This is a genomic window from Capnocytophaga sp. (assembly GCF_030532915.1).
Taxonomy (GTDB): Bacteria; Bacteroidota; Bacteroidia; order Flavobacteriales; family Flavobacteriaceae; genus Capnocytophaga.
Genome location: NZ_JAUNKD010000021.1, coordinates 1 through 19376, shown reverse-complemented (window position 1 = coordinate 19376; position 19376 = coordinate 1). Strand labels below are relative to the sequence as shown.

Annotated in this window: 16 protein-coding genes; 5 read left to right on the top strand and 11 right to left on the bottom strand. The window is 41.5% G+C overall.

Features of this window, described 5'->3' with window-relative positions:
• Positions 1-10: 10 nt before the first annotated feature.
• Entirely contained in the window at positions 11-1144 is a 1134-nt protein-coding gene (locus Q4D72_RS07785) for a DUF2891 domain-containing protein (RefSeq protein ID WP_303077222.1), read from the top strand.
• Here the strand turns inward: Q4D72_RS07785 and Q4D72_RS07780 are convergent.
• From Q4D72_RS07780 to Q4D72_RS07735, 10 genes are all read right to left on the bottom strand, one after another.
• The gene (locus Q4D72_RS07780; RefSeq protein WP_303077220.1) at positions 1130-1759 is read right to left on the bottom strand and encodes an ABC transporter ATP-binding protein; all 630 of its coding nucleotides are present in this window, start codon (positions 1757-1759) and stop codon (positions 1130-1132) included. The genes Q4D72_RS07785 and Q4D72_RS07780 overlap by 15 nt on opposite strands.
• The gene (locus Q4D72_RS07775) at positions 1746-2696 is read right to left on the bottom strand and encodes an ABC transporter permease (protein ID WP_303077219.1); all 951 of its coding nucleotides are present in this window, start codon (positions 2694-2696) and stop codon (positions 1746-1748) included. The genes Q4D72_RS07780 and Q4D72_RS07775 overlap by 14 nt, the downstream gene beginning before the upstream one ends.
• Positions 2697-2721: 25 nt before the next feature.
• On the bottom strand, positions 2722-4221 hold the full coding sequence (locus Q4D72_RS07770) for a GH3 auxin-responsive promoter family protein (RefSeq protein ID WP_303077217.1): 1500 nt from the start codon (positions 4219-4221) through the stop codon (positions 2722-2724).
• A gap of 50 nt (positions 4222-4271) precedes the next feature.
• Positions 4272-5147 carry a M23 family metallopeptidase gene (locus Q4D72_RS07765; RefSeq protein ID WP_303077216.1) on the bottom strand — a complete coding sequence of 292 codons (876 nt, stop codon included), beginning with the start codon at positions 5145-5147 and terminating at the stop codon, positions 4272-4274.
• A 96-nt stretch (positions 5148-5243) separates the two neighbouring features.
• Complete coding sequence (locus Q4D72_RS07760; RefSeq protein WP_303077215.1) at positions 5244-5483, bottom strand: NifU family protein; 240 nt, start codon at positions 5481-5483, stop codon at positions 5244-5246.
• Positions 5484-5521: 38 nt separating this feature from the next.
• Positions 5522-6649, bottom strand: coding sequence for an Mrp/NBP35 family ATP-binding protein (locus Q4D72_RS07755; RefSeq protein ID WP_303077213.1), 1128 nt, complete (start codon positions 6647-6649; stop codon positions 5522-5524).
• Positions 6650-7001: 352 nt separating this feature from the next.
• On the bottom strand, positions 7002-7349 hold the full coding sequence (locus Q4D72_RS07750) for an MGMT family protein (protein ID WP_303077266.1): 348 nt from the start codon (positions 7347-7349) through the stop codon (positions 7002-7004).
• Positions 7350-7440: 91 nt separating this feature from the next.
• Positions 7441-8772, bottom strand: coding sequence for an RIP metalloprotease RseP (gene rseP / locus Q4D72_RS07745; protein ID WP_303077212.1), 1332 nt, complete (start codon positions 8770-8772; stop codon positions 7441-7443).
• Positions 8773-8831: 59 nt separating this feature from the next.
• Complete coding sequence (locus Q4D72_RS07740) at positions 8832-9953, bottom strand: TlpA disulfide reductase family protein (RefSeq protein ID WP_303077211.1); 1122 nt, start codon at positions 9951-9953, stop codon at positions 8832-8834.
• Between the two features lie 51 nt (positions 9954-10004).
• Positions 10005-11366, bottom strand: a complete 1362-nt coding sequence (locus Q4D72_RS07735; protein ID WP_303077209.1) for a lytic transglycosylase domain-containing protein — start codon at positions 11364-11366, stop codon at positions 10005-10007.
• A gap of 276 nt (positions 11367-11642) precedes the next feature.
• Between Q4D72_RS07735 and Q4D72_RS07730 the strand changes: the two genes are divergently transcribed.
• From Q4D72_RS07730 to Q4D72_RS07715, 4 genes are all read left to right on the top strand, one after another.
• Complete coding sequence (locus Q4D72_RS07730) at positions 11643-13706, top strand: TlpA disulfide reductase family protein (RefSeq protein ID WP_303077208.1); 2064 nt, start codon at positions 11643-11645, stop codon at positions 13704-13706.
• A 171-nt stretch (positions 13707-13877) separates the two neighbouring features.
• A complete protein-coding gene (locus tag Q4D72_RS07725; RefSeq protein ID WP_303077207.1) occupies positions 13878-16160 on the top strand; it encodes an NADP-dependent malic enzyme in 2283 nt (760 codons plus the stop codon).
• A gap of 18 nt (positions 16161-16178) precedes the next feature.
• Positions 16179-16529 carry a TerB family tellurite resistance protein gene (locus Q4D72_RS07720; protein ID WP_303077205.1) on the top strand — a complete coding sequence of 117 codons (351 nt, stop codon included), beginning with the start codon at positions 16179-16181 and terminating at the stop codon, positions 16527-16529.
• A 310-nt stretch (positions 16530-16839) separates the two neighbouring features.
• Positions 16840-19104 (top strand): aconitate hydratase, encoded by a 2265-nt coding sequence (locus tag Q4D72_RS07715; RefSeq protein WP_303077203.1) that lies wholly within the window; start codon positions 16840-16842, stop codon positions 19102-19104.
• A gap of 21 nt (positions 19105-19125) precedes the next feature.
• Here the strand turns inward: Q4D72_RS07715 and Q4D72_RS07710 are convergent, their stop codons facing one another.
• Positions 19126-19302 (bottom strand): hypothetical protein, encoded by a 177-nt coding sequence (locus tag Q4D72_RS07710; RefSeq protein WP_303077202.1) that lies wholly within the window; start codon positions 19300-19302, stop codon positions 19126-19128.
• Between the last annotated feature and the right edge of the window lie 74 nt (positions 19303-19376).

The window sequence follows — 19376 nt, the reverse complement described above, 5'->3', positions numbered from 1 at the left end:
TTATAAAAATATGAATATATCTACCAAAAATATGCTGTTTTTTGTAACAATCGGCTTGTTTTTTACTTTTTTAGGTTGCAAATCGAAGAATGAAACACGTGAAACGTTGAAAAATACGCACGAAACACCCGTTTTTGATGAAAAAATGGCTTTGAGCCTGTACAAAATGGCATTTGATTGCATCGAACAGGAATATCCCAACAAACTGGGGCAAGTGCTTAACAACGATGCCGAACTACTGTCGCCCAAACGGTTGCATCCGGCTTTTTACGGATGTTACGACTGGCATTCGTCGGTGCACGGGCATTGGTCGCTTTTGACGATTGTGAAAAACTTGCCGAATTTTTCAAAAAATGACGAAATTTTGGCAAAAATCCGTCGGAATATCAACGCCGAAAACATAAAACAAGAAATTGCGTATTTTGATTTACCTAACAATCAGCATTTTGAGCGGGCTTATGGCTGGGCATGGCTTTTAAAAACGGCTGAATTGCTGCGCGATTGGGACAACGAGCAAGCCAAAGCACTTTACAGTGATTTAGAACCGTTAGTTCAACTCATTGAAAACAAACTAATTGCCTATTTAGAAAAACTGAAATATCCGGTGCGTCACGGGGTTCACAGCAACACTGCTTTTGCGCTTTCATTTGCGCTGGATTACGCCCGAAAATACGCCCCCGAATTGGAAAAACAGCTTGTCAAGTGCGCCAAAGATTATTATCTGACCGATGAAAATTGCCCGTTACAGCAGTGGGAACCCAGCGGCACGGACTTTTTTTCACCTTGTTTGCAGGAAGCGGCTTTGATGCTGAAAGTGCTTCCGAAAGCGGAATACAAAAAGTGGTTGCGTGCGTTTTTGCCGTCGTTTGAGAAAAATCCGGCGAAATTCTTGTCCATTGCCGAAGTAACTGACCGCAGCGACCCGCAAATCGTACACCTTGACGGGTTGAATTTTAGTCGCGCTTGGTGCCTGTATGAAATGGGTTATGTGCTTGAAAATCAAGAGATGATTCAGTTGGCAAATGCTCATTTTCATTACAGCCATTCACAGATGGATAGTGGCGATTATATGGGCTCACATTGGTTGGCTTCATTTGCTTTGTATGCTGCTGAAAAAGCTGAAAACCAATCAGCTGCCAAATAGTATGGATTCAATGATGTGGTACTTATCGGGAAGAATTTTTTGCAGATTTCCGTTTTTTAACACAAAAATGCACCGGCAATTTTGCAGGCTTTCCAACAAATGTGATGACACAAAAACAATATGATTTTCAGATAATTGCAGAATTATTTTTCCCAATTCATACACCGACTCAATATCCAATCCGTTAAAGGGTTCGTCAAAAACATAAATGTCATACATTTTTTGAAAAACGGCATTCAGATATGTTTTTTTACGCATTCCGGTGGAAAGTTCTTTTATAAAAAGTTCAGAGTCAATGTTGAACACGGGGTTTTTGGGGTTTTCAATATGCAGCAATCGGGCGTAAAATTTCAAAAATTCATTTACTGTAAGGTGTTCATACAGAAAGGGTTCCGTAGGCAGAAAAGCGATATTTTCAGCGGATATTGTTTTTTTGTTGTAGTTGATTTTGCCTTGAAAATCAGTTAAATGACTTAAACACTTAAAAAAAGTGGTTTTTCCGCTACCGTTTTTGCCCACGATACCGTAGAGCCCCGCCTTTTCAACGGAAATACTTACGCTTTCCAGAATGGTTTTTGTCCCGTAGTTTTTTTGCTGAATATCAATCTGTAACATATTTTGGATTGTTATTTTTGAGGGTATGTTGTTTTTTAGGACTTAAATTATCACCGACAGAATTAATTTTTTTCAGGGCTTGTATATACAAAACGGGCAGTGCCAAAAACGGAATACCGTATGTAAATCCTAATGCAATTAGCACAAAAACAATACTTTGCGAAACTGGGTTTTGAAAAAAGGCGTATTTAGTGAGCAGACTTACCAGCACGATGCCGTAAAACAGCAATCCGTAAGCGAGAAATTCCCACGAAAACAGCACGGCAGCAAACAAAATAGGTAACAAACTGACCCATAAATAGTTCTGAAAACCAACCCGAATATGCTGATGTAAATATGCCTTTCCTTTAAAAAACGATATGCCAATATGAGCCTGATGTTCCCGTTCAAAATAAGGCATACAGCACAGTAACACATTAAAAATCAAGGCAAAAACAGCAATATTTTCGTTGTTGTACGCCTTGGCGATTGCCACCAAAAACAACGAAACGGGAAGCCCGAAAATCAGTTTGTATTTTCTAAAAACCGTGAGCCAAAGCGGGTCAAAAACCGAAAACGGATACGCCATTTTAAACGATTTTTGCGGAAGATAAGTGCAAAAACCGAGAAACAAAACGGTCAAAACAGCCCAAAGAAAATCTTGTTTCACGCTGAAAATTAACAATATAGGAAGATTGTTGATGACGTATTCCCCGAAAATAAGTCTCCGCCAATGCCGATGCGTTTTTAAAAGCGGAAAGTCATTTCTGCCCCAATGATGAAAAAGCGTTCCTAACGGAAATAAAAATAAGAGAAAATAATAGTCCGCATAATTTTTGTAAATCCCTGCCAATGAAAAGGATAACCCGATAAAAATCAACGACAATGCCAAATAATCGCCTTTGACAAAATATTTCCGCCAGAAAATATAAACCAAATAAAATACGATTTTCAGCATTTTTTGTAAATAAACTAATTGATTTTTAGTACTTTGCGATAGTTTGAAGTCGCTCTGCTACGCTGCGGTCATTGGAAAGGCGTTGCACTTTGTTTTGCCCGCCGAGTTTGCCCAACGATTTCATATAATCGGAAAAACCGTTTTTGGCTACTTTACTGATTTTCAGCGGTTGCAACACCTTTCCTTGAATCAAATCAAAATAATACGAATTTTGCTGTTGCATCAAAGCGTCGATTTTTAAAGCAAATTGCTCTAAATCAGCGGGTTCGTTTTCAAATTCGATAAACCACTCGTGATAAGGCAGTTCGCCCGAAACGGGATTAACCTGTGGGGCAACCGTAAATTCAGAAATGCGAACGTCCGTTCCGTCAAGTGCCTGACGCATAGCCTCTTCCACTTCCTTTCCGATAACGTGTTCACCAAAAGCGGAAATAAAATGCTTTATTCGCCCCGAAACGATGATTCTGTACGGCTTAACGGACGTAAACTGCACAGTATCACCGATGTTATACGCCCACAACCCTGCGTTGGTCGAGATAATCATTGCGTAATTCACCCCTACTTCCACTTCATTGATTGTTAGCCGTTTGGGGTTGTCCGAAAGGAAATCGTCCGTTTTGATAAACTCGTAAAAAATGCCCGAATCAAGCAGAAGCAACATTCCTTTTTCGTGCTGGCTGTCCTGATAGGCAAAAAATCCTTCCGAAGCCGGAAAAAGTTCAATGCTATCGACTTTTCGTCCGATTAAGTATTCAAATTTTTGGCGATAAGGCTCGTAATTCACTCCACCATAGATAAATAGGCTGAATTTATCAAACAATTCGCCCACTTTTTTGCCCGATTTGCTGTGCAGTTTTTCGAAGTACATCTGCACCCACGACGGAATGCCGCTGATGACGCTCATATCCTGCGAAAACGTTTCCTCAATGATGGCTTCCACTTTGGTTTCCCAGTCGTCAATGCAATTGGTTTTCCACGACGGCATTCGGTTTTTTTGCAGATATTTCGGGACGTAATGTGCTGATATTCCGGAAAGTCGCCCGATTTTTATGCCATTTTTTTCTTCCAAAACGGGACTTCCTTGCAAGAAAATCATTTTTCCGTTTACAAAATCGGCTTTTTGGGTTTCGTGAATGTAACACAAAATGGCGTTTCGAGCCGATTCAACGTGGTAAGGCATTGATTCTTTGGTAATTGGAATATATTTCGCCCCGCTGGTGGTTCCGGAAGTTTTGGCAAAATAAATCGGTTTTCCTCGCCAGAGAATGTTTTCTTCGCCTGCGATAACCCGCTCAATATAAGGCTTTAAGGCTTCGTAATCACGAACGGGAACATTTTTCACAAAATCGGAATGTGATTTTATTTCCTGAAAACGATGGTCTTTCCCGAATGTTGTATCTTTCGCTTTTTCAATAAGTTGCCAAAATACTTTTTCCTGCGTAGCAACGGGATTGTTTGCCCAGCGGTCAATTTTTTTCCGAACGGAAGCGGCGAATATTTTAGCTAAAAAGGATTTCAAACTCACGGCTTTCGGGGTTTAAGGTTTTAAGTTAAATATTTGAAAATCAAAAAATATTATTTAAATTCAATATAATTTTTCGGATTCATCGGGTAGCCGTTACTCCAAAGTTCAAAATGTAAATGAGCTCCGGTGGAAAGCTCGCCCGTATTGCCGATGGTTGCGATGACCTCACCGGCACGCACTTGGTCGCCCTGTTGTTTCACCATTGAGGCGTTGTGTTTGTAAACCGACACCAAATTTCCTTTGTGTTCAATGATGATGACGTTTCCGGTGGCAATTGTCCATTCGGCAAAAATGACCGTCCCGTCCGCTACGGATTTCACGGCAGTTCCCTCAGGAGCCACAATATCAATGCCGTAATGTCGCGTTTGCGGGCGATATTCGTTGGAAATAATACCCGAAACGGGCGGGAACAACAAAATTTCTTTGTTCTGATAAAGTGCCTTCTCGAAAACGTTGTAACGGTCTTCATCGGCAACTTCCTGACGCAATAACGAATCTTGCCTGTTCGGACTTAAATCAATTGATTTCGGGTCGAATTTATGCACTTCATAGAGCGAATCTTTGTTGATTTCCTTATGAAGCACATCGCCCGTGAGTACTTTTTTGATAGATGACAGATAAAGTTCGTTTTTCTTCATTTCATTTTCAAGCGAATCGACTTTAAATGCCAAATTGATGGTTTCACGCTTGCTTTCCACTTCCGAAAAGCCCAAAATATACTGCCGAAGCGGCGTGTAAATGATAAAAAGCGTGGTTAAAATGATAATCAACAACGAAAAAATCGAACCGAATACAAAAATATTCAAACGACTGAGCCGCATCGAAGCCTTTTCCTCAAAGGTATCTTCATCCATAAACACTAAACGATACTTGCTCAGTAGTTTACGTTTGATGTATTCTTTTTTAGTTTCCTTTGTTGAACTCATTTTAAGGATTTTTTTATGTTTTTGCAAAACTGAAATTCAAAAGCCGAAAAACCGAAGACAAAAATCCCGAGAAGCCAACTTTTGAATATCAAAACGTTACGCTATGTTTATAACTTGCTCTATTTGAGGAACGTATTTTTTAATTGTCATTTCAACGCCACTACGCAAAGTCATTTGGTTTACGCTACAACCGATGCAATTTCCTTCCAATCGCACTTTTACGATTTTATCATCTTCGATTTCCACTAAGGAAATATCACCGCCGTCGCTCTGCAAAAACGGACGAATTTCGTCCAAAGCTTTTATTACTTCTTCTCTTACTTTTTCTGATGTCATTACTGAAAATTTTATGTTGTTTGTAATTTTTTCTGAAATTATTTTTTAGGGCTGCACCCCGCCATTGTCGTGATTTTTATGGCTTCGGAAGGCGGTAAACTTTTATTGCGTTCCGCTACGCTTTGCACTACATTTTGAGCCAGTTTCGTAAACGCCTGTGCTTGTGGCGTGTTTTCTTGCAGTGCGGTAGGTCTGCCCACGTCGCCCGACTCGCGAATACTTTGCACCAACGGAATTTCACCCAAAAACGGAACGTTCAAATCTTCCGAAAGATGCTTGGCTCCTTCTTTTCCGAAAATGTAATATTTGTTGTCGGGCAATTCTTCGGGAGTGAAATACGCCATATTTTCAACAATCCCCAGTACGGGAACGTTGATGGTTTCTTGCTGGAACATCGCTACACCTTTGCGGGCATCGGCAAGTGCGATTTTTTGAGGCGTGCTGACCACCACCGCACCCGTTACGGGCATTGCCTGCATAATGCTCAAATGGATGTCGCCCGTTCCGGGAGGTAAATCCAAGAGCAGGAAATCTAATTCGCCCCAATCGGCATCGAAAATCATTTGGTTAAGTGCTTTGGCAGCCATCGGTCCACGCCAGATTACAGCCTGATTCGGATTGGTAAAAAATCCGATGGAAAGCATTTTAACTCCATAATTTTCAATGGGTTTCATTTTTGATTTTCCATCCACATTCACCGAAAGCGGTTTTTGGTCGGCAACATCAAACATTATGGGCATTGACGGCCCGTAAATATCGGCATCGAGCAACCCCACTTGGAAACCCATTTTTGCCAAAGCCACCGCCAGATTTGCCGTTACGGTTGATTTTCCTACGCCGCCTTTGCCCGAAGCCACCGCAATGATATTTTTAATCCCCGGAATGGGTTTTCCTTTGATTTCGGGTTTTTCAGGAGCGATAACTTTCACGTTCACAAATACTTTTGCTTTTTCGTGAACTTCGGCGTGAATGGCTTTCATCACCTCCACCTCAGTGCGTTTTTTGGCTTGCAAACTGGGATTGTTAATCACCACATCAACAACAACTTCGTCGCCAAAAACAACAATGTTTTGCACGGCACCGCTATCAACCATATTTTTGCCTTCACCCGGAACGGTGATTTTTTGTAATGCTTCTAAAACGGCTTTTTTCTGTATATTTTGCATAATTTCGATATTCTGTTTTACTGAAAATCAGTCTTTCGGATTTTAAAATGCCAAAGATACGAAAATTGTTTGAAATAAGTGAGATTGTTTAAAAAGGTTTGGGAGAAACGTACGAAATTTTTAGTTATTTTTGAAATTGTTTGGTGTTGCGATGTAGGAGCGTATTACATACGCCCACCCTATTACAAATTTTAGGGCGTATGCAATACGCCCCTACTGCGGTACTTTTGGGCGTGTCCAATTGCCTCACCTATTCGCTTGTATTCGGGTCGCCCCTACATCGCGACGCCAAACAAATTTATCCTTTCTCTTGTAGCGGGCAAAAAATATTTTACCCCTACATTATTCTTTGTTAATTGTTATTTACTTGATTTTCTGTTTCGGGTTGCCACAGATATTTCTCAAAATCAACAATTTGGTCATTTTCAACCGTGATGCCTTCGCTTTCCAAAAGTTGTTGCATTAGGTTCGTTCCTTGAAAATGAAACTTGCCCGTCAGGATTCCATTGCGATTCACCACCCGATGTGCAGGAACGTCTTCCTTCCCGTGTGAGGCATTGAGCGCCCAACCGACCATTCTGGCAGATTTCTTCGCTCCCAAAGCATTGGCTATCAGTCCGTAAGTTGTTACTTTTCCGTACGGAATTTGCCTGACCAATTCATATACTTTTTCAAAAAAATCGGTGTTTTTCTGATTCATCATTCTTTCTTTTAAAAATCCACACCTTTGCCGATGTTTTTAAAACCTTGGCAAAGGTGTGAAAAAATCACTTCTTTAAGAAAATCAGCTTTTAGAATTTTCCTAAAACGGCTTTGTAAATATCGTTTCCGTTGGCGTATAAAACCAAAGCGATAAGCAAGAAAAAGCCCACGATTTGAGCGTATTCCATCACTTTTTCGCTAGGTTTGCGTCCCGTAATCATTTCGTAGAGCAGGAACATTACGTGTCCGCCGTCAAGTGCCGGAATGGGTAAGATATTCATAAACGCCAACATAATGGAAATGAACGCTGTAGTGTGCCAAAAGGCTTTCCAATCCCACGCGGGCGGAAACATTTTTCCGATTGCTCCAAAACCGCCTAACTCAGAAGCGCCTTTTTTGGTGAAGACGAATTTAAACTGGGCGATGTAGTCGCGAAGCGTCCAATAACCGTATGAAATTCCGGCAGCAAGCGCCGAGGCGAAATCATACTTTTTATCAACTGTTTTAATTTCAACAAGTTGCTTAGGCATAAAACCTATTTTTCCGTCTTTGTTGGGTGTGACTTCAATGCGCTGTTGCGTGCCGTTTCGTTCAACTTGAAAAACTAGCGGACTTTCTTTTGGGAACGCCGCCAATGCGGCTTGCACATCATCGTAGAAGTTTATGTTTATATCATTGATTGATACTATTTTATCACCTTTTTTGAATCCGGCTTTTGCGGCGGGAAGTTCCGGTAAAATCGAATCCATCACGGGTTTTACACGTGGCGAAAAGGCAATCATTTCACCTTGATGAAAAAGCTGTTTTCCGATGGAATCAGGTAATGAAATATGCCTTATTTTTCCGTCTATGCTTTTCACTTTCAAATCATTAACATTTCGGAGCATCACATACCGATTGATATCGAGCAGGTTTTCCAGCGGTTTTCCATTCACTTCAGTTACGATGTCGCCATTTTGAAACCCATAGGATTTCATTATGTTACTTACGGCAAAACCATTTTTGATGCCGTCTTCTTTCACTTGTTTTTCGCCCCAAACGAACAAAATCATCGCATAGATGAAAAAACCGAGCAGGAGGTTCACCGTAACCCCGCCAATCATCACGATAAGGCGTTGCCAAGCCGGTTTGGAACGAAATTCCCAAGGCTTGGGCGGTTGCGCCATTTGCTCCTTGTCCATACTCTCATCAATCATTCCAGCAATTTTAACATAGCCCCCCAGCGGAAGCCAGCCGATGCCGTAAATGGTTTCTCCGATTTTCTTTTTGAAGAGCGAAAATTTTACGTCAAAAAAGAGGTAAAATTTTTCAACCCTCATTTTGAATAATTTAGCGGGAATGAAATGTCCCAATTCGTGAAGCACCACCAAAATGGAAAGGCTCAAAATCAGTTGGGCAGCACGTATTAAAAATGTTTCCATATAAAAATGTTAATTTGCAATAAATTAAAGTATCTATTTTGTATTCAGTTAATTATGAATTATTTTTCAACAATAAAATATTTGGTGAAATTTCCGGAAGTTTCTATGGCTTCAAAACCTAAATCGGTAAGATTTGAAAACATCAAATCCGGAAATTTATAGTGCAATTGCCAGTCAAACAGCTCATTCGTAGCTTGTTGTTTATTTTTGACAATCACGGGCGTGCCCAAAACTTCTGAAAGTTTGTACAAAAAATCATAGACCGAAATATCATCGGCTGAAAATTGACTGTCATCAACCAAAAATTTGGCGTTTTTTTGTCCCCAATCAATTTGGTCGGTGTTCCAATAAGCCGATGTGTCGGTAGGAAGCCTGATTTCAATGATTTTTCCGGCTCGGTTTTCTGACTGCAAAGTATACCCCAAATCGGAGAGCAATTGCGTGGCTATTTTCTTTTCGCTGTAAACGTTGTTGAATTTCTTTTGTAACAACAATTCATATTGTGTATTGTTTTCTGTCAGAACAACTTGTTTTTCATTGACTTTCAATAAATACGAAACGATTTGTGCTAACGAACCTCGCACTGAGGTTATCGCATCAAAGCGCTGCACAATTGCCGATGAACTCGCCGGAGCGTTAATTTGTTTCAACTCAAAATCATCGTTGAGCGTAACTTCGGTTTCCGCCTCACTTTGGTAAGACGAATATTTTAAAAAGTCATAAATCGGGATGGTTTTTTTGTTTCTCGACAGAAAACCACGAATCATTCTGGGAGTAATGTTGGCGGGATTTCCTTTCCAAAGCACCTCACCATCGGCATTTAGTAAAATTCCGTAGGGTAAGGCTCTAACACGGTGATTTTTAAAATTTTGCCCTTCATAATCAATGCTTACCGCCAATTTGGTCAGGTGTTTTTGCAAAAACGGACGCACCACGTCAGAGCGCTCTTGGGTGAGCGAAACAATGTAGAGTTCATCACGAAATTGCTCTTGAACCGTGTTTAAATAGGTGGAAACGTGAATGCAAGGCACGCACCACGTAGCCCAAAAATCAACCAAAAACAATTGTTTGTCTTTCGGGGTTGCCAACTCAGAATATTCAACGCGCTCTGAAAAAGTGAGTTGCGCAAAGCTATGGATGTAAGTTGCTAAAAACAGCAACGTTAAAATACGTTTTTTCATATTCAATTCAGTTTGGCGTAGTCCTATCAAAAACCTTACCAAACTGCAAAATTATTTGTAGATGACCAGTTTTTGTCCTACCCTGATGTTATTTCCTTTGATTTTATTCCAACGTTTTAGGTTGGAAACCGTAACGCCATTACGAGAGGCAATTTTGCCCAGTACGTCACCTTTTTTAACGGTGTAAATAATTTTTTTGCCTGATTGCCCTACGTTATCGCCTTTTACCAATTCAGGTAACGGTTTTTCTTGTTTGTCTTTTTCCTCATTCAGATAGGCGTAGATAACCTCCTCATTAGCAACGAATTTACCTATTTCTTCAATCGGAAGGCGCAAGGCGTATTTTTTGCCCTCAACATAAGGCACCACATCTAATTGATAAGACGGATTAAAAAACTGGATTTCCTGAATGTCCATTCCTGTAAGTTCGGCAATGTGCTTAAACGGAACGGCTTGGCGCACGCGCACCGTGTCAGTTGCAAAGTGATGATTGGCACGCTTTTGGGGTTTAAACCCGTGTTCTTTGGCATATTCAAAAATGTAAAGCGTTGCCAAAAAGGCAGGTACATAGCCGGCGGTCTCGCGAGGCAGATAGGGGCGCAGATTCCAGTAGTTTTGCTTTCCGTTGGAACGACGCATTGCTTTGGTAACGTTGCCCGGACCTGAATTGTAGGCTGCCAAAACCAAATCCCAATCGCCAAACACTTTGTAAAGTTCGTTTAAAAATTTGGCGGCGGCTTTGGTGGAACGCACCGGGTCGCAACGCTCATCTACATAATTATTTACCTCCAAGCCGTAACTTTTTCCGGTGGTGTACATAAATTGCCACAAGCCGGTAGCGCCCATTCGTGAACGGGCTTTAGGGTTTAATGCCGATTCAACAATGGCTAAATATTTCATTTCAAGCGGAATACGCTGATTACTCATTTCCTGCTCAAACATCGGGAAGTAATAATCGCTCAGGCTCATCAAACGCTCTAACGAAGTGCGTCTGTTTTTGAGAAACGATTTGATGACGCGCTCTAGAATAGGATTATATTCCACATTAAAAGGTGTTTTTTGGTTGAGTTTTTCAAGCCGCTGTTTGAGAACTTCGGTGGGGAGTTCGTCATAAATAACGTCCGTAACCGATTCACCGGCAACATCTTCGCTCATTTGAAAAAACAAATCGGAATTGGAAAGTTCTTTCAACCATTTTTTATCGTAGCTTTCAGCCTTCGGGTTGTCTTTCAAAACATAAATGCCTTCTTTTTTAATATAGGTTGAAGGTGGGTCTTGTGTGTTTTTAAATATCTGATTGGCTGATTGTTGTTCAATTTTTTGTAAGGTATCATTCGGGATATTGGGCTGTACCTGTGCCGACATACCGCTTGCCCAAAGGCAAAAAAGGGCTCCAAAACTACATTTTTTCATAAATCGATGCATAAGTCCGTACGTATTTCAGGCTACAAAAATGAAAATTAATATTGAAACTAACAAGTTTTTCCCGCTCAAAGATGTAAAAAGATGAATTACAATCTATTTTCAAATTAAAACAATCTATTGTTAAACAATGTATTATGTTACGTAAACTAATTTTTTGTTCGTAAATTTTCTTTTTCTACTTAAAAGCGATTATATTTGTGGTTTTATTCTTTTTAAGAATTGAATTATCGTATAAAATTGAGAATCAAACTAAATAATAATCGTATGAAACAACTTCAATTGTTATTCGCATTTTTGATGGGTTCCGCGTTCGTAAATGCACAAACCAAAAGCATCGACCTGCCGCCCTTCGGATTTGCCAATACCCAAACGTTGGAAATCCGAAAAGTAACGCTTTCCGAAAAGGAAACCGTGTTGGAAATCAACGCTTTTTTTACACCGAATTATTGGATTCGGGTAGCTTCTGAAACGTATCTAAAAACTGAAAACCAGAAATATAAAATCCGTAGAGGTGACGGCATTGTGCCGGATTCCCTTTTTTGGATGCCGCAATCGGGCAAGGCTTCATTCAAATTGGTTTTTGACCCGATTCCGCTGAAAACCGAAGTGTTTGATTTTATCGAAAGTGGTGACTGCGAAAATTGCTTTAAAATTTACGACGTTCGCTTATCGAAAAAACAACGCAAACCAACACTTCCGAAAGAATTCACTCAAAAAACCAAAAAAACAAGTGGTTTTTCTGCCAAATGGCAAAAAGGAAATGTGTCGGTCAGTGGCAAAATAATTGGTTATAAAGCTGATTTAGGCGAAGTTCATTTTATTTATCCGAACCCGATTACGGGAAATCGTGAAAGAATACCTGTGGCGGTATCGCCCGAGGGTTCGTTCCGAATCACAACTCCCGTTTACAGCCCCACTTCGCTTATTTTGCGCTCCGATGCGTTTTATTTTCCATTGGTGGTGGCTCCAAATCAAGAGTTGCAAGTGCTTATCAACTTGCCTGAAATGTCTCGAAAAAAGAGCCAGTTGCATAAAAATCAGCCTGCAAACGGAAAAGAAATTTATTTTTCGGGTTTTCTGGCAGACGTAAACAGCGAAGTCTACACAGCCTTCAACGAAACATATCACAATCAACAAGAAATCGATTCTATTGCCGGTTTGGGTGGTAATGCCCTCGAAAACCATTTTGCACAGCAATACCGAAATCGAATTTCGAAAAGTAATTCGCTAAAAATAAATGATTTATCAAAAAAAATAATACACACCATAGCCCTTAAAGAATTGATTGACCAAATGGGGATGTTGGATTACTTTCTGGCAAAATCATACGCTCAAAAAAATAATATTTCAGAAGAAGAGGCTATGCTTCGGTTGCAAACCCAACCCAAACGAGCCGATTTTTACGATTTTTATAAAGAAATTCCTTATAACGACTCAGATGTGCTGCTTTCGCCCATCGCAAGTGAGTTTGTGGGGGATTTATCGCGTTTCAGAGGTATTAACAACGGCGTTTTAGACATCGTACACTTCCTGATGGAAAATCCAAAAGTGAGCAGCGATGACAAAGCCGTTTTTAAAGAGTTTCTTAATAACCAACAAAAAGGAAATGCCTTTGTTCAAATGAAGAAACTGAATGAAACCGGAATGAAATACAGCGACTTGATACGCGAAGAATTTTCCAAACGAACCGGCGTCGATGCGTTGGCTAAAATCTGGGGTGTTGAGCAGGCTTTTTTGTTGGACCTCATCAAGGCACGGAGTTTTGGAGAAAATATAGATAAACTTACACCACTCACCGATGCCGATAAAGAAGCTATAAAATCGCTTCCTGCTGAAATTCAAAAATTTCTAACGGAAGAAAACAATAAATTGGTAGCCCAAATAGAAGCAAACAAAAAAAGAACGGGCTTTGCCATACTTGACACGCCTCAAACCGATGACGAACAACTTCTAACCGAAATGCTAAAACCCTTCAAAGGGAAGGTGGTTTTGATTGATATGTGGGCAACTTGGTGCGCACCTTGCATTGCTGCCAATAAAGAGATGGAGCCTTTAAAAGCTGAATTTGAAGATAAAGATTTGGTTTTTGTGTATTTAGCCGGCGAAAATTCACCTAAGCAAACTTGGGAAAATATGATTCCGTACCTCAAAGGGCAACATTATCGGGTAAACAAAAAACAGTGGGCGTATTTATCTAAAAGCTTCAATTCCAAAGGAATACCTACGTACGTAATTATCGACAAACACGGCAATCAATCGTATCTAAGTGTTGGTTTTCACGGTGTTGAAAAAATCAAAACCGAGCTACTGAAAGCCTTGGAAAAATAAATCGGAAAACCTGTCAAAATCGGAAACTTTGGCAGTTTTTTTTATCACAAACAAAATCTGTGTTTTTAAAATCTTTGGTCTTTTCGCTATTATTCGTATTTTTGTCCGCCGAAAAATAGCAATTTGGCAATTAAAAATGGTTTTAATTGTCAATATTTTAATGATATATATATGAAAGATTCACGTAAAAAAGACGAAGCATTACACTATCACGAGTTTCCGCAACCCGGAAAAATAGCCATCGTGCCAACCAAAAAACACGCCTCACAACACGATTTGTCGTTGGCGTACTCACCCGGCGTGGCCGAACCCTGTTTGGCAATTGCGGAAGACAAAAGCAACGTTTACAAATATACTTCCAAAAGCAACTTGGTAGCCGTAATTTCCAACGGAACCGCTGTTTTGGGCTTGGGCGACATCGGACCGGAAGCCTCCAAACCCGTTATGGAAGGCAAGGGGTTGCTTTTCAAAATTTTTGCAGGTATTGATGTGTTTGATATTGAGGTAGATGCAACCGATGTGGATAAATTCGTTGAAACGGTAAAAGCCATTGCGCCAACCTTCGGCGGGATTAATCTGGAAGACATCAAAGCCCCCGAAGCCTTTGAAATTGAGCGTCGTTTGAAGGAAGAACTCGACATTCCGGTGATGCACGACGACCAACACGGAACGGCTATTATTTCCGCAGCTGCGTTAAAAAACGCCTTAGAGATTGTAAATAAGGATATTAGCAAGGTAAAAATCGTAGTAAACGGAGCGGGAGCCGCCGCCATTTCGTGTACGCATCTGTACGTGGCGTTGGGCGCAAAGCTCGAAAATATCGTGATGTGCGACAGCAAAGGCGTTATCCGTAAAGATTCGCCCAACCTGACGCCTCAAAAAGCCGAATTTGCTACTGACCGAAATATCAGCACCTTAACCGAAGCGATGCAAAACGCCGACGTATTCATCGGGCTTTCAAAAGGAAACGTGGTTACGCCCGAAATGTTGCTTTCAATGGCTGAAAATCCGGTGGTATTTGCAATGGCAAATCCAACTCCCGAAATCGATTATAACTTGGCGGTCAAAACCCGTAAGGACATCATAATGGCAACGGGGCGTTCCGATTTCCCCAATCAGGTGAACAACGTGCTGGGCTTTCCGTTTATTTTCAGGGGAGCGTTGGATGTGCGCGCCACCAAAATCAACGAAGAAATGAAACTTGCCGCCGTTCACGCCATCGCCGATTTGGCAAAGAAAACCGTTCCGGAGCGCGTGAGTTTGGTTTACGGAGGCGAAAATCTTTCGTACGGACGTAACTACATCATTCCCAAACCATTTGACCCACGTTTGATTTATGAAATTCCGCCTGCCATCGCCAAAGCCGCCATTGCTTCGGGCGTGGCTCAAAAACCTATTACCGATTGGGAAACGTATCGTAATGAATTAATGGACAGAATCGGAACGGGCAACAAAGAGGTGCGAATGTTGCAAGACCGCGCCCGACAAAATCCCAAACGCGTGGTGTTCCCCGAAGCTGACCACCTCGAAGTGCTGAAAGCCGCACAACGCCTACACGAAGACGGATTGGCAATCCCGATTTTGTTAGGACGAAAAGACATCATCAATGAATTGAAAGAAGAAATTGGATTCACTGCTGATTTGCAGGTGATTGACCCCAAAAGCGATGAAGAAAAAACACGGAGAGAAGAGTTCAGTAAAGTGTATTGGCAGAAAAACCAACGCCGTGGCGTAATTCGCCTTACTGCCGAACGAATGATGCGTGAACGCAATTATTTCGGTGCGATGATGGTCAATATGGGGCAAGCCGATGCAATGATTACCGGTCGTACGCGTGCTTATCCGAGTGCCATTCGCCCCGTTTTGGAATTGGTGGAAAAAGCCGAAGGCGTAAACCGCATTGCTTCCACCAGCATTATGTTCACCAAACAAGGTCCGTTGTTTTTATCGGACGCTACCATCAATGAAAATCCTTCTGCCGAAGATTTGGCAAACATCGCACTAATGACCGCCCGCGCCGTGAAAATGTTTGGGTTGCAACCCGCCGTGGCGATGCTTTCGTATTCAAACTTTGGCTCGGCAAGTTCACAAAGCACCAAAAAAGTGCGTGATGCGGTGGCTTATCTGCATAAAAACCACCCCGATTTGGTAGTTGATGGTGAAATTCAAGCCGACTTTGCCATCAATCCCGAGAAAATAGCCCGTTCGTTTCCGTTTTCAAAATTAAACAACGGAAAAGGCGCTAACGTACTGATTTTCCCGAATTTGGAAGCTGCAAATATCACGTATAAAATTCTCAAAGAAATTGAAAAATTGGATACGGTAGGACCTATCATTTTAGGATTGAGCCAGCCTATTCACGTAACCACTTTGGGGGCAAGCGTTGATGAAATGGTAAATTTAGCAACTCTTGCCGTGATTGATGCGCAAGAACGTGAAAAACGCAAGAAATAACTTTAAAAATCAAGAAAAATGCAAAAATCAAATAAATCAATAGCGGGGTATCATTTGCTGATGTTGCTCTCGGCAGTGGATAACGAATTTTCAGCCGAAGAAGGATTAAAAATCCGAGAATATTTGGCTGCCGAATTTCCGTTCCGAATGAATTTGGACGATGAATTAGACACTATCGCCACCCTGCATCCTAGCCGGTGGGAGGCTCATTTTGAGTTTCACGCACGTTGTTTTTTTGACGATTCAACCGCCGAAGAACGCCAGAAATTCATTGATTTTGCCAAATCGCTCATCAAAGCCGACAACGTAGTAAACGATATTGAGCATACTTATTACAAATCGCTCAAAAAAATATGGGGAATGGAATAAATCCCGAAAAAGGATAGCCAAAAACAGCTATCCTTTTTTATTATATCGCTGCAAATAAAATAGAATTATTATAAATAAGGGAGGTTTATTAAAAATAATGCAATCAATAAAAAGCCGTTTTTAATATGTTTTTCGCATTTTTAAAGCGATACTGATAAGAAAATGAAACTGTTTTGATGTAATTTCTGCCGAAATGCAAAACAAATCACATTTACGGATTAAACAATTAAATCAACATTTTGTTGCATATTTTTCACTATTTGAAAACATTTTTTATATTTGCGAGTACATAAAACAAAAAAATACATTTATGGCTTTTGATATTGAAATGATAAAAAAAGTGTATGAGCGTATGCCAGAGCGAGTTACCAAAGCTCGTGAATTGGTAGGTCGCCCGCTTACACTTGCCGAGAAAATTTTATATGCCCACCTCTGGGACGGGCAACCCAAACAAGCGTACAAACGCTCGGAAGATTACGTGGACTTTACTCCCGACCGCATCGCCTGCCAAGATGCCACCGCACAAATGGCGTTGCTTCAATTTATGCACGCCGGAAAATCAAAAGTTGCCGTGCCAACAACCGTGCATTGTGACCACTTGATTCAGGCCAAAGTAGGTGCTGAAAAAGATTTACAGGTTGCCAACGAACAATCAAAAGAAGTTTTTGACTTTTTATCCTCTGTATCAAATAAATACGGAATCGGATTTTGGAAACCTGGAGCAGGAATCATCCACCAAGTGGTGCTTGAAAATTACGCTTTTCCGGGCGGAATGATGATTGGAACGGATTCGCACACGCCCAACGCCGGCGGACTCGGAATGTTAGCCATCGGGGTAGGTGGTGCCGATGCCGTAGATGTGATGGCGGGAATGCCGTGGGAACTTAAATTCCCGAAAATTATCGGGGTGAAACTTACCGGAAAACTAAACGGCTGGACGGCTCCGAAAGACATTATTCTGCGAGTGGCTGATATTCTGACTGTTAAGGGTGGAACCGGAGCAATACTTGAATATTTCGGCGAAGGAGCTCAAGCCATTTCGTGTACCGGAAAAGGAACGATTTGTAATATGGGAGCTGAAATTGGGGCAACGACTTCAACTTTCGGTTATGACGATTCAATGCGAAGATATTTGCGTGCCACCGGACGTGAAGACGTGGTGGAAGCCGCCGATAAAGTAGCTCAACACCTCACCGCCGACCCAGAAGTGTACGCTCAGCCGGAAAAATATTTTGACCAATTAATCGAGATAAATCTTTCAGAATTAGAACCTTACATCAACGGACCTTTTACGCCCGACAGAGGTACGCCCGTTTCAAAAATGAAAGAAGTAGCCGCCGAAAACGGTTGGCCGTTGAAAGTGGAATGGGGACTTATCGGTTCGTGTACAAACTCTTCATACGAAGATATGTCGCGCGCGGTTTCTATCGTAAAACAAGCCTTAGAACTCGGGATTACGCCCAAAGCCGATTTCGGGATAAACCCTGGTTCTCAACAGATTAAATACACCATTGAACGCGACGGAATTATAGAAGTTTTCGAGAAATTAGGAACAAAAGTCTTCACCAACGCCTGCGGTCCTTGTATCGGTCAGTGGGACAGAGAAGGGGCTGACAAGCAAGAAAAAAACACCATCATTCATTCCTTCAACCGTAACTTTTCAAAACGCGCGGACGGAAATCCCAACACGCACGCCTTTGTAACCTCGCCCGAAATGGTGGCGGCTTTGGCAATCTCGGGACGTTTGGATTTCAACCCGATAACCGATAAATTGTTGAATGACAAAGGCGAAGAAGTGATGTTCAAACCTCCGTATGGCGACGAACTTCCCACGAAAGGTTTTGACGTGGACGACCCCGGTTATCAAGCTCCCGCAGCCGACGGTTCGGGCATTGAAGTGGTAGTAAAACCCGATTCGCAACGTTTACAATTACTTGAAGCCTTCCCAGCTTGGGACGGAAAAAATATCACGGGAGCTAAATTGCTCATCAAAGCCGAAGGAAAATGTACCACCGACCATATTTCAATGGCTGGACCTTGGCTTCGTTTCCGTGGGCATCTGGACAATATTTCCAACAATATGCTCATCGGGGCGGTAAATGCATTCAACGGGAAAACCAATTCGGTAAAGAACCAACTTTCAGGAACTTACGCCGAAGTGCCTGCCGTTCAACGTCAATACAAAGCCAGCAATATCCCGACCATTGTAGTGGGCGACCATAATTACGGTGAGGGTTCGTCACGGGAACACGCCGCTATGGAACCGCGTCATTTGGGAGTGTGTGCCGTTTTGGTGAAATCGTTTGCTCGTATTCACGAAACGAACTTGAAAAAACAAGGAATGCTTGCCTTGACGTTTGCCAACGAATCGGATTACGACAAAATTCAGGAAGACGACACGGTTAATTTCTTGGATTTGACCGAGTTCGCACCCGGAAAACCATTGCGTTTGGAGTTTGTTCACGCCGATGGCACAAAAGACGTTATTGTGGCAAATCACACCTATAACGATAGCCAAATCGAGTGGTTTAAAGCCGGAAGTGCCTTAAACTTGATTGCTGCTAATGCCAAGTAAGTAACTAACAATCAAGATTCATTAGAAAAACAATAAACTCAAAAGGTGTCGCAGTTGCGACACCTTTTGAGTTTTATACATAGTGTTTAGTTCTCCCAATTTGCCTTGTTTGAATTCTTCCCCGGATAGTTCAATGCAGCGAATATCTTCCACTGTTGGCTCATACGGGTCATACCCTTTTTCTATTTCAGTATCCATTTCTTTCAATAATTTTGGGCGTAGAATTTGGGCGTAAGCATTACGCCCCTACACACCTCACCTATCACACCTCA